We start from the raw sequence: 11,423 nt of genomic DNA, 5'->3' as shown, positions 1-11,423 counted from the left end.
GACGAGGCCGTTCAGGCCGAAGGGGGTCTGGGGCGCAGCCCCAGCGGGGTGCGGGGGCGGAGCCCCGCGAGGGGTGCAGGGGACGCAGTCCCCGCTGGGGTGGAAGGGGCGGAGCCCCTGGCGGGGTGGAAGGGGCGGAGCCCCGCGAGGGGTGCAGGGGCGGAGCCCCGCGGGGGTTCCAGGGGCCGAGCCCCGCAAGGGGTGCAGGGGACGCAGTCCCCGCCCGGGTGGAAGGGGCGGAGCCCCTGGCGGGGTCGAAGGGCAGAGCCCCGCGGGGGTTCCAGGGGCGGAGCCCCTGTGGGGTCGAAGGGGAGGAGCCCTCGCCGGGGTTCCAGGGGCGGAGCCCCTGGCGGGGTGGAAGGGGCGGAGCCCCGCGGGGGTTCCAGGGGCCGAGCCCCGCGAGGGGTGCAGGGGACGCAGCCCCCGCCGGGGTCGAAGGGGAGGAGCCCCGCGGGGGTTCCAGGGGGCCCCTGGTGGGGTCGAAGGGGCTTCGCCCCTGGGATGGGACGGGTAGGGGCGGCGGGGGCGAGACCCCCCCGGCGGAACCTCAGCGCACCGCCACCGCCACCGGCCCCCGCCGCGCAGCGACCCGCGCCGCCCGCGTCCCGAACACCGTGATGGTCACGACGCCCGCCACCGCCAGCAGACCCACCCCCACCGTCCCGGCCCAGCCCCCGGCGTGGAACGCAACCGCCCCCACCGTGCTGCCCGCGCTGGAGCCGACGTAGTACGCCGACTGATACAGCGCCGACGCCTGCGCCCGCCCCCGCGTCGCCGTCTTGCTGACGGCAGACGAGGCGACCGCATGCCCCGCGAAGAAGCCCGCGGTGATCAGCACCAGGCCCAGCAGGACCAGCGGAAGGAAGTCGGCCAGGGACAACACCAGACCCGTGGCCGTCGTACCGCCCGCCGCGTACAGCGCCCCCCGGCGGCCCAGCCGGCCGACCAGCCGCCCCGCCGTGGACGCCGACACCGTACCCACGAGGTAGACCAGGAAGATCGAGCCGATGATGCCCTGGGGCAGGCCGAACGGCGCCTCGGTCAGCCGGTACCCGATCACCGTGTAGACGCCGCCGAACACGGTCATGAACAGCGCGCCGATCGCGTACAGACGGCACAGCAGCGGGTTGGAGAGGTGATCGCGGACCGTGCGGGCCAGCACCCGCGGCCGCAGCGAGCCCGGCGTGAAGTTCTTCGGCGCCGGCAGCAGCAGCCGGAAGGCCACCGCACAGCCGACCGCGATCACGCCGATCACGCCGACCGCGACCCGCCAGCCCCACTCCTGCGCGACCCAGCCGGTGATGACCCGGCCGCTCATCCCGCCCACGCTGTTGCCGGCGACGAACAGGCCGATCGCGGTGACCAGCGCCTTGGGCGTGACCTCCTCCGCGAGGTAGGCCGTCGCCGAGGCCGGCAGCCCGGCCAGCGCCGCACCCTGGACCGCCCGCAGCACGACCAGCGTGGTCAGCGACGGCGCGAAGGGGACCAGCAGCCCGACGGTCACCGCGACCGCCAGCGAGGCCGTCATCACCGTACGGCGTCCGAAACGCTCCGACAGGGCGCTCATCGGCAGGACGAACAACGCCAGCCCACCGGTCGCGGCGGCCACCGTCCAGCTCGCCTCGCTCGCCGCCACCCCGTACTCGTCGGAGATCAGCGGGAGCAGGGCCTGCGTGGAGTAGAGCAGCGCGAAGGTCGCGACACCGGCGAGGAAGAGCGCGAAGCTCATCCGGCGGTAGCCGGGACCACCCGGGGCCACCCGGGAATCGGCGACAGAGGCGACAGGTGCGGAGGCGGAGGCTGAGGCGCCCACGACGGTGGACGCCCCGGTACTGGCGGGAGACATGCCTCGAAGTTACGTACGGCCCCGCTCATCCGTCCAATGCACGGAATCGCCATAATCGTTCCTGTGAAGCATCAGCAGAGGTCACAGACTCACCTGTCACCATCCAGTGACACAGAAGACACAGAAGACACGGCGGACATGTCGCGACTGCTCGCGCCGCGCCTCGCCCACTTCGCCGGCGTCGCCCGCACCGAGCACGTCACGCGCGCCGCCCAGGAGATGCGCGTCCCGCAGTCCACCCTCTCCCGCGCCATGGTCCGCCTCGAACAGGATCTGGGCGTCGACCTGTTCGCCCGCCGCGGCCGTACGGTCTCCCTCACCCCCGCCGGACGCACCTTCCTCGCCTCCGTCGAACGCGCCCTCGCCGAGATCGAGCGCGCTGCCGACGAGGTCCGCGCCGACGCCGACCCGGCCGCCGGCAAGGTCGCCTTCGGCTTCCTGCACACCATGGGCTCGGAGACGGTCCCCGGCCTCATCCGCGCCTTCCGCGCCGACCACCCGCGGGTCCGCTTCAGCCTCGTCCAGAACTACGGCGAGGCGATGATCGAGCGGCTGCGGTCGGGCGAGCTGGACCTCTGCCTGACCTCCCCCGTGCCCGACGCCCCCGACCTCGTCGCCCGCCGCCTCGACGAACAGAAACTCCGCCTGGTCGTACCGGCCGACCACCGCCTGGCCACCCGCAGACGCGTCCGACTGGCCGAGGCCGCCGACGAGACCTTCGTCACCCTGGAACCCGGCTACGGCCTCCGCCGCATCACCGACGACCTCTGCAAGGAGGCCGGTTTCAAACCCCGGGTCGCCTTCGAGGGAGAGGAGGCGGAGACCCTACGGGGTCTCGTGGCGGCCGGCCTGGGAGTCGCCCTCCTGCCCCCGCCCGCCGTCCCCCGCCCCGGCGTGGCCGAACTGACGGTCACGTCCCCCAGAGCGGCCAGAGAAATCGGCGTGGCCTGGCTGGACGGCCACCCGGACACCCCACCGGTGGCCGCCTTCAAGAAGTTCCTACTCTCAAGACGCGGCAACTTGCTGCCGACGTAACGGGTCCGGCCTGAAAGGGGCGCGGGGCTGTGACATTGTGCGGCTCCGCCGCGTGGGCGCGACCAGCCACAACGAAACCTGCAGCCCGAAGACAACCGAAAGCCCCTCCACCTACCGCCGCAACGACTTCCCGAACCCCGCAGCCAACGGCATCCGCAACCCCAACGGCGGAGGCGCCGCCATGGCATCCCGCACCGGCCGGGAAAACGCCCTCCCGAACAGCACCCCCATCACGAAGTCCTCCACCAACGCGTGGACTTCGTCCCGATGCTGATGCAACCCGTGCCCATCGGAGTGCACTTCGAACCGGCACACCTCCCGGTTCGCCTTCTTCGCCCGCGCCGCCAGCCGGAACGACAACTCCGGATCCGTACGTTCGTCATTCGTGCCGTGCACCATCAGCACCCGCCGCCCCACCAGCTGCCTCACCGGTTCGGACGGCGCGGCCATATCCTCCTCGGGCAGCCAAGGGGCGATCGTCACCACGGAGTTGACCGCCTCGTGCCCGCCCGCGTGCAGCGCCGCCCGGCCGCCCATGTCGACGCCGACGAGGCAGACGGGGACGTCGCCGTAGCGCCGTACGACTTCGTCGATCGCCCAGGTGGCGTCGTGGGCCGGATGGGCCGCGCTGCCGTTCCAGCCGCGATAGCGGTAGTGGACGACATGCGTGGCCAGGCCGTCGTCGTGGCCGGCGCGTGCCAGTCGGCGGCCCAGCGCGCGGACGGACGCTGTCGCCAGCATGGGGGACGGTCTGCGGTGGGATACCTCGTCGCCGCCGGGGAGCAGCAGCACCACCCCGCTCACCGCTGTCGGCTCCGGACCGAGTGCCCGTCCCAGCCGGGCCGTGCGAACCGGCGTCGCTTGCTGTGCCATGACAGAACAGTGTCAGAAGCTCGGGTGTACGCCACTAGTCCTCGCGGTCACCGTTACGTATCGACGATTTCGTACAGCGAGCGATCTACGCGCGTAGGCGTTAGAGTGCGGAGATGACGAGCAAGACTGACCGGATGGGGATCACCCCGAGCGCGGACCAGATCCGCCGGGCACCCAAGGTGCTGCTGCACGACCACCTCGACGGCGGGCTGCGCCCCGGCACCATCGTCGACCTCGCCCGCGAGACGGGCTATCAAGACCTGCCGGAGACCGACGCCGACAAACTCGGCGTCTGGTTCCGCGAGGCCGCCGACTCCGGTTCCCTGGAACGGTACTTGGAGACCTTCTCGCACACCGTCGGTGTCATGCAGACCCGGGACGCCCTCGTCCGGGTCGCCGCCGAGTGCGCCGAGGACCTGGCCGAGGACGGGGTCGTGTACGCCGAGGTGCGGTACGCGCCCGAGCAGCACCTCGGCGGCGGGCTCAGCCTCGAAGAGGTCGTCGAGGCCGTGAACGAGGGCTTCCGGGAAGGGGAGCGGCTGGCCCGGGCGAACGGCCACCGCATCCGCGTCGGCGCCCTGCTCACCGCCATGCGGCACGCGGCGCGCTCCCTGGAGATCGCCGAACTCGCCAACCGGTACCGGGACTTGGGGGTCGTCGGGTTCGACATCGCCGGGGCCGAGGCGGGCTTCCCGCCCACCCGGCACCTCGACGCATTCGAGTACCTCAAGCGCGAGAACAACCACTTCACCATCCACGCCGGAGAGGCCTTCGGCCTGCCGTCCATCTGGCAGGCCCTCCAGTGGTGCGGCGCCGACCGGCTCGGCCACGGCGTCCGCATCATCGACGACATCCAGGTCCACGAGGACGGCTCGGTGAAGCTCGGGCGGCTCGCCTCGTACGTACGCGACAAGCGGATTCCGCTGGAGCTGTGCCCCAGTTCCAACCTTCAGACCGGGGCCGCCTCCTCGTACGCCGAGCACCCGATCGGGCTGCTGCGCCGGCTGCACTTCCGGGCGACCGTGAACACGGACAACCGCCTGATGTCGGGCACCAGCATGAGCCGGGAATTCGAGCACCTTGTCGAGGCATTCGGTTACACGCTCGATGAGATGCAGTGGTTCTCCGTCAATGCGATGAAATCAGCGTTCATTCCTTTCGATGAACGACTCGCGATGATCAATGACGTGATCAAGCCCGGATATGCCGAGCTGAAGTCCGAATGGCTGTTCCAGCAGACCGCCTCCACCAGCGGTTCTGTGGCCGAGGAGGGCTGAGGGAAAGAAATGCGGGGGTACGGAATGCGGGCGGGTGTTCACCATCCGTCCGCATTTCGATGTTTGCGGCGGGCGGCTTCCCGTGTTTACGGTCGTGGACCGCTCACATCACCGTAACTCCATTTCGAGGACGCACTTTCATGAAGCAGTCTGCTGCCAAGACCCTCGGTGTCGCCGCTCTCGGTGCCGCCTTCGCCGCCGCCGGCGCGGGCGCCGCGAACGCCGCCCCGGCGGTTCCGGACGCCACCCAGGGCCTGGACACCATCACCAGGACGCTGCCGGTGGAGAACGTCACCAAGGCGCTGCCCGGGGCCGGTGAGGCGGTGTCCCAGGCGCAGCTCTCGCAGGCGGAGCCGGCGCTCACCACCAGCCTGGCCGCCGTGCAGCCGGCCGTGGAGAGCGTGCTCGCCGAAGGTCCGACCGCGCCGGTCGCCGGCCTCCTCGGCGGACTGCCGGTCGGTGGCGCCGGGCTGCCCACGCACGGCCTGCCGGTGAACGGGATCCCGCTCGGCTGACCCGAGCCGCCTGAGAACGCGTCGGTGGGGCGCACCCCTGGACACGGGGTGCGCCCCACCGGCATGCGGTCGTACCGGTGGTCACCAGGCCGTGCGGGCTGCCTTCCCCTCGGAGGGGAACAGGATCCACAGGGCTATGTAGAGCAGGAACTGCGGGCCCGGCAGCAGGCAGGAGACGAGGAAGATGACGCGCATGGTCGTCGCGGAGGTGCCGAAGCGCTGCGCCAGCGCGGCACACACTCCGCCGATCATGCGGCCGTTGGTGAGTCGGGCAAGGCGGGACATGTCGGCACTCCTTTGTTTGGGTCGATCGCCTACGGGCGCCTCAGCCGGTGACGAGACCGCGACCTTGGTGGGCCCTGAGCGTCGGTGGGAGGCGGCCTTCCTGGCTGCCTCATCTGTCTTCAACACTACGGAGACGAAGTGGACGAAGCGTCGCTCTACGGGGCGATCCCGACCCTGGGAATCGTCGGGGTCCGTCCCTGAGAGGCTTCCTCCTGGCGGAGGGGAGTGCGGTGGGCGCGCTCGTGCCTGCGGCGGATCCAGGCACGGGCCGCGGGGACGAAGGCCGCGTGGGTGAGGGCCACGCCCGCCGTGTTCAGCAGCAGCGAGTCGATGTCGACGACCTGCCCGGGCACCCCGGTCTGGAGCAGTTCGATGCCCAGCGAGATCAGGGCGCCCGCCACGACCGAACGCAGCAGTGAGGCGAGCGGGGAGACGGCGAGCCTGCCGTGTGCCATCGGGAGCAGGACGCCCAGCGGGGCGAGCAGTCCGAGCCCCGCACCGATCCGCCGGGCCGCCGCCAGCCCGCCCAGCGCCAGGTCGGCCCGGATGCCGGCCAGCGGATGCAGGTTGGCGGGCATCACCCAGGGGACGTCCAGTGGGCGCAGCGTGAACCAGGCGACGAACGCGAGATGTGCGACGAGGAGGACACTCCCTGCCACACGGATGCGGATCGCGGCGCTGCCGCCGACGGAACCTTGACGCTGCACGCCCCCCTAGACGCGGTCTCCGGCACCATCGGTTCCGGGATGCCCTCGAGCACCTGGGTGAGGTATGCGCCACACCCGTACGTCACACCCGTAGGTCGCCCCCTACGTCGCCCCCCTACGTCGCCCCCGTACGTCAGCTGCCCGCCACCTCGCCGGACGGCGGCTCCGTGCTGCCGGGCCGGGTGCGGACGTCGTTCGTGCACTCGTAGCGGCGCAGGGGCTCGCCGTCCGGGCCGCCGAGGACGACCGAACCGTCGCCCTCCGCCGCCGTCGAGTCGGAGAACGTGCAGACGAGCTGGGCCAGGGCGTAGGAGGTGAGGTCACCGGGCGCGGTGCTCAGCCGCAGCGCGTCCTCGGGGTCCAGGGGGCGCGGCCCGCTCACCGTCATGCCGCCGCGCACGTCCGTGGTGTACCCGGCCTCCCGCTCCGCGGGCGACGGCGTCGCGGCGAGCTGGTCGAGCAGCCCCTGCGCGACCAGCACCCGCCGGCCGGAGTCCGCCGTACCGTCCGGCACCCGCACCGTCCGGTCGACGGCCACCAGCGACGAACCGCACAGCAGGAACACCTGCACCGGCAGCCCGCGCGCGGCCTGCGGGGAGACGTCCGGCTCGGACAGCGAGCAGCGCACCCGGGAGGGCGCGGGCCCGAAGTCGGTCGGCACCTCCGTGGCCCGGATGCCGCACCCGGTCAGCAGCGCGGCGAGCACGGGGAGTGCCAGCAGACGGCGTACGGTCCGCACGCGTCGCGAGCGCATCACGCGTCCTCCTTCTTCGCGCCCTCGCCGTTGCCGTCGTCGGCCTCCTCGATGAGCGCCGACGCGTCCCGGGGCAGCCGCAGCGTGAACACGGCGCCGCCCTCCGGGGAGTTGGCGGCGGTGAGCTCGCCGCCGTGGATGTGGGCGTTCTCCAGCGCGATGGACAGGCCGAGACCGCTGCCCTCGGAGCGCGGCCGGGAGGCGCTGGCCTTGTAGAACCGGTCGAAGACGTGCGGCAGGACCTCCTCGGGGATGCCGGGCCCGTGGTCCCGCACCTCGATCACGACCTCCTCGGGCGCCTCGCGCACCGAGACCCGCACCGGCGAGCCGCCGTGCTTGAGCGCGTTGCCGATCAGATTCGCCATGATCACGTCCAGGCGGCGCGGGTCGATGCGGGCGTGGATGCCGCGCTCGGCGTCCAGGTCCACCGCGTCCAGCCAGGCCCGCGCGTCGATGCAGGCGGTGATCTGGTCGGCGATGTCGACATCGTCCGCCACCAGCCGGGCGGTGCCCGCGTCGAAGCGGGTGACCTCCATGAGGTTCTCGACGAGGTCGTTGAGCCGCCGGGTCTCGCTGACCACCAGCCGTACGGCCGGCTCGATCATCGGGTCGATGCTCCCGGACCCCATCTCCAGCTCGTCCTCCAGCACCTCGGTCACGGCGGTGATGGCGGTCAGCGGCGTCCGCAGCTCATGGGACATGTCGGCCACGAAACGCCGGGACGCGTCGTCCCGCGCGGCCATGTCGTCCACCCGTTTCTCCAGCGCCTCGGCCGTCTTGTTGAACGTCCGTGAAAGATCGGCCAGTTCATCGGTCCCGGACACCCGCAGCCGGGTGTCCAGCCTGCCCTCGCCGAGCCGCCGGGCGGCGACACCGAGGCGCTGCACCGGCTTCAGTACGGTCGTGGCGGCGGCCTGCGCGAGCAGCGCGGAGCCGATCAGCGCGAGGCCCGTGGCGATCCCCAGCGACCAGGCCAGCGAGTTGAGGTCCTTGGCCTCCGGCTCCAGCGACTTGAGCATGTAACCGGTGGTCCCGCCGCCCATCACCTTCGTACCGCCCACGAGATACGGGGTCCCGTGGAGGTTCACCCGCTGCCAGTAGAGGTGGAAGGCGGACTTGTTGTCGGAGTCGACCGCCTGTTCCTCGTTGACGGCCTCGCGCAGCGACGCCGGCACGTCCCGCAGCGAGAAGCCGTCCAGGGCACCGGAGTTGCCGTACACCGTCTGGCCGCTCGCCTCCTCGGCGACCAGTAACACGCTGAAGCGCTGGCTGCTGTTGGCCATCTGGCCGGCCGTGTGCTGCAGTTCGTCCTGCGAGGGGCGCTCGGGCAGCGCGCCCGCGCGGTTCTGCATCTCCTGCTCGAAGTCGCGCAGCACCGCATCCTGGGTGCGGGTGAGCACCGCCTCGCGGTTGAGCCAGTAGGCGATCCCGGAGGCGGACACGGCCGCCGTCAGGGCCACCAGACCGAAGACGACGACGAGCCTCAGCCGCAGACTGGTGAACCGCAGCCGGGACCACACTCCCTTGCGCGCCGCGACCCAGCCGCGGAACCCCACGTGCGCTTGGGTCACGAAGGAACGTCCAGCCGGTACCCCACACCACGGACCGTCCGGATCAGGGTCGGGGACGACGGCACGTCCTCGACCTTGGCGCGCAGCCGCTGCACACAGGCGTCCACCAGTCGCGAGTCGCCGAGGTAGTCGTGCTCCCACACCAGGCGCAGCAGCTGCTGCCGCGACAGCGCCTGCCCCGGCCGCCGGCTCAGTTCGAGCAGGAGTCTGAGCTCGGTCGGGGTGAGCTGGAGGTCCTCGCCGTTCTTGGTGACGGTCATCGCCGCGCGGTCGATGACCAGCGAGCCGAACGTGGCCGCGTCGTTCGCCTCCCGCTCGCCGCGCCGCAGCACGGCCCGGATCCGGGCATCGAGCACCCGCCCCTGGACAGGCTTCACCACATAGTCGTCGGCACCGGACTCCAGCCCGACGACCACATCGATGTCGTCGCTGCGCGCCGTCAGCAGGATGATCGGCAGCTGGTCGGTGCGCCGGATGCGCCGGCACACCTCGAACCCGTCGATACCGGGCAGCATCACGTCCAGCACGATCAGGTCCGGCCGCTGCTCGCGCAGCAGCTTCAGGCCGTCCTCGCCGGTGGCAGCGGTGGCAACCCGGTGACCCTGGCGTGTCAGAGACAGTTCCAGGGCCGTACGGATGGCGTCGTCGTCCTCGATCAGCAACAGGGAAGGCACGGGGGTCATTCTGGCCCATGGAGCGGTGGGGTTTCGACACTTGTATTTCTACGGGCCGGAACCTGTATTTCTCCGGGCCGGTAGCGCTCTTGTCTGTGTGGGCGCTGTGCCACGCCCGGGAGCCACATCCGGGGAGGGGCCCTGTGACAGGTCTGTGACAGTCGGCGGACACGGCCATGAAGTGGCCCCGGCAAGCTTTTCGGCACAGGCAAGGAAGCACGTCGCAAGGCGAGAAACCGGGAAGTCCACGACGGGGGGCGCGAGATGAACACGCTGCACAGCACGAGCACTGGCGCAGTGATCACGCGTCTGCACGATGTCGCCCGGGGGTCGGAGAAGTCCGGTGCCGTGAGCGGGCGGGGGTGCGCTCGCGGCACCGGGCGTCAGCACACCGCGTACATGACGGTGGTTGACGCTGTCACGGGGGAACACGGGGGAGCCGCGTACAGGGAGGACACGGGGGAGCGTCGTTCGCTGTCGGAGGCGGAGTTCACCGCCTACGTCCAGGAGCGCCGCGCCTCCCTGTACGCCACCGCCTACCACCTCACCGGTGACCGCTTCGAGGCCGAGGACCTGCTCCAGAGCGCGCTGTTCTCGACATACCGGGCGTGGGACCGGATCAGTGACAAGGCCGCCGTCGGGGGATATCTGCGGCGGACGATGACCAACCTGCACATCAGCGCGTGGCGCCGCCGCAAGCTGAACGAATACCCCACCGAGGAACTGCCGGAGACGCCCGGCGACACGGACGCGATGCGCGGCACCGAACTGCGCGCGGTCCTGTGGCAGGCGCTGGCCCGGCTGCCCGAACTCCAGCGCACCATGCTGGTCCTGCGGTACTACGAGGGCCGCACGGACCCGGAGATCGCGGAGATCCTCGACATCAGTGTCGGCACGGTGAAGTCCAGCATCTGGCGGTCGCTCCGCCGGCTGCGTGAGGACGAGGTCCTCAGCTTCGGCCGTGACGAGGAAGACGCCTTCGGGGAGCTCGTCGCCTGAAGGTTGGGGGGGAAGCAAGTAACGGGGGAGCGGTAACACGGGGGAGCGGTAAGGGGCCAACGGGGGCCCATGGGGGGAAGTACGACGGGGGAGCACCACGGGGGAGCACCAAGAGAGCGGGACTGGAGGGCCGGGGGCCCATCCAGTCCCGTTTTCGCGTGTGCGTGCCCGTGCGCGGCTTTTGTCGCGTACGGCGGTCAGGCCACCGTCTTCGCCTGGACCTGGCGGCCCACCGCCGCGGCGGCCAGTCTGTCCAGCGCCTCGTCCCGGTCGCACGGGTGGGCGCCCAGGGAGGTCTGGCGGGCGACGATCGAGCGTTCCTGGCGCATCAGGCGCCAGCCGCGGCGGAGCAGGAAGGGCACCGACTTGCGGCCCTCCTTCAGGTCGCGCACGAAACGCCGGCGGAAGGTCTTCACCGGTCCGCGGTTCAGGCACAGCGCGTCGGCCAGGAGGCCCAGCTCCCGGCAGCGCTCCACGATCTCCGCGGCGAAGATGCCCTCCGCGACGAACAGCCGGGTCCGGCCGATGTGCAGCGTCTCCTCGCCGGTACGGGCGCTCAGCGCGATGTCGTACACCGGGATCGCCGTACTGCCCGTGGCGCACAGCCGGGCGATCGCCTCGACGGCGACGTCCGCGTCCCAGGACAGCGGGTGGTCCCAGTCGATGTCCGAGCTCCCCCGCACCAGCGGCAGCGTCGGGTCGTCGCCCTCTTTGTAGAAGTCGTCGAGGCGCAGCACGGGAAGCCCGGAGCGGGCGGCGACGAGGGATTTGCCGGAGCCGGAGGGGCCGCAGAGCAGCACGACGCGGGCGGGTGACGGCGGATGGATGCTCACGGGACACCAGTTTGACGCATGCCGTAGGCCCTGCCGACCCCGCGGGTCGGCTTT

The 11,423-nt window shown here is 71.4% G+C and carries 12 protein-coding genes; 4 read left to right on the top strand and 8 right to left on the bottom strand.

Annotated elements, in window-relative coordinates:
* Window positions 1–547 precede the first annotated feature (547 nt).
* On the bottom strand, window positions 548–1,846 hold the full coding sequence (locus AB0I77_RS10765) for an MFS transporter (protein ID WP_363282055.1): 1,299 nt from the start codon (window positions 1,844–1,846) through the stop codon (window positions 548–550).
* A gap of 63 nt (window positions 1,847–1,909) precedes the next feature.
* Between AB0I77_RS10765 and AB0I77_RS10760 the strand changes: the two genes are divergently transcribed.
* Window positions 1,910–2,881 carry a LysR substrate-binding domain-containing protein gene (locus tag AB0I77_RS10760; RefSeq protein ID WP_363282054.1) on the top strand — a complete coding sequence of 324 codons (972 nt, stop codon included), beginning with the start codon at window positions 1,910–1,912 and terminating at the stop codon, window positions 2,879–2,881.
* Between the two features lie 111 nt (window positions 2,882–2,992).
* On the opposite strand, the gene AB0I77_RS10755 is transcribed toward AB0I77_RS10760, so the two are convergent.
* Window positions 2,993–3,754, bottom strand: coding sequence for an alpha/beta hydrolase (locus tag AB0I77_RS10755; RefSeq protein WP_363282053.1), 762 nt, complete (start codon window positions 3,752–3,754; stop codon window positions 2,993–2,995).
* Between the two features lie 113 nt (window positions 3,755–3,867).
* Between AB0I77_RS10755 and AB0I77_RS10750 the strand changes: the two genes are divergently transcribed.
* Window positions 3,868–5,031 (top strand): adenosine deaminase, encoded by a 1,164-nt coding sequence (locus tag AB0I77_RS10750; protein WP_363282052.1) that lies wholly within the window; start codon window positions 3,868–3,870, stop codon window positions 5,029–5,031.
* A gap of 140 nt (window positions 5,032–5,171) precedes the next feature.
* Entirely contained in the window at window positions 5,172–5,546 is a 375-nt protein-coding gene (locus AB0I77_RS10745; protein WP_363282051.1) for an ATP-binding protein, read from the top strand.
* Between the two features lie 81 nt (window positions 5,547–5,627).
* Here the strand turns inward: AB0I77_RS10745 and AB0I77_RS10740 are convergent, their stop codons facing one another.
* The 5 genes from AB0I77_RS10740 to afsQ1 form a co-directional block, all read right to left on the bottom strand.
* Window positions 5,628–5,831, bottom strand: a complete 204-nt coding sequence (locus AB0I77_RS10740) for a PspC domain-containing protein (RefSeq protein WP_363282050.1) — start codon at window positions 5,829–5,831, stop codon at window positions 5,628–5,630.
* 155 nt (window positions 5,832–5,986) lie between these two features.
* Entirely contained in the window at window positions 5,987–6,538 is a 552-nt protein-coding gene (locus AB0I77_RS10735) for a VanZ family protein (protein ID WP_363282049.1), read from the bottom strand.
* Between the two features lie 133 nt (window positions 6,539–6,671).
* Window positions 6,672–7,292: a hypothetical protein gene (locus AB0I77_RS10730; RefSeq protein ID WP_363282048.1), complete on the bottom strand. Its 621-nt coding sequence runs from the start codon at window positions 7,290–7,292 to the stop codon at window positions 6,672–6,674.
* The gene (locus AB0I77_RS10725; RefSeq protein ID WP_363282047.1) at window positions 7,292–8,863 is read right to left on the bottom strand and encodes a HAMP domain-containing sensor histidine kinase; all 1,572 of its coding nucleotides are present in this window, start codon (window positions 8,861–8,863) and stop codon (window positions 7,292–7,294) included. Before AB0I77_RS10725 ends, AB0I77_RS10730 begins: the two co-directional genes overlap by 1 nt.
* Entirely contained in the window at window positions 8,860–9,537 is a 678-nt protein-coding gene (afsQ1, locus tag AB0I77_RS10720) for a two-component system response regulator AfsQ1 (protein ID WP_363282046.1), read from the bottom strand. The genes AB0I77_RS10725 and afsQ1 overlap by 4 nt, the downstream gene beginning before the upstream one ends.
* A gap of 264 nt (window positions 9,538–9,801) precedes the next feature.
* On the opposite strand from afsQ1, the gene AB0I77_RS10715 reads away from it, so the two are divergent.
* Window positions 9,802–10,536, top strand: a complete 735-nt coding sequence (locus AB0I77_RS10715; protein WP_363282045.1) for a SigE family RNA polymerase sigma factor — start codon at window positions 9,802–9,804, stop codon at window positions 10,534–10,536.
* Between the two features lie 197 nt (window positions 10,537–10,733).
* Here the strand turns inward: AB0I77_RS10715 and AB0I77_RS10710 are convergent, their stop codons facing one another.
* Window positions 10,734–11,369: a uridine kinase gene (locus AB0I77_RS10710; protein WP_363282044.1), complete on the bottom strand. Its 636-nt coding sequence runs from the start codon at window positions 11,367–11,369 to the stop codon at window positions 10,734–10,736.
* Between the last annotated feature and the right edge of the window lie 54 nt (window positions 11,370–11,423).

It is taken from the genome of Streptomyces sp. NPDC050619 (genome assembly GCF_040654815.1).
Classification (GTDB): domain Bacteria; phylum Actinomycetota; class Actinomycetes; order Streptomycetales; family Streptomycetaceae; genus Streptomyces.
This window is presented reverse-complemented; position numbering and strand designations above follow the sequence as displayed.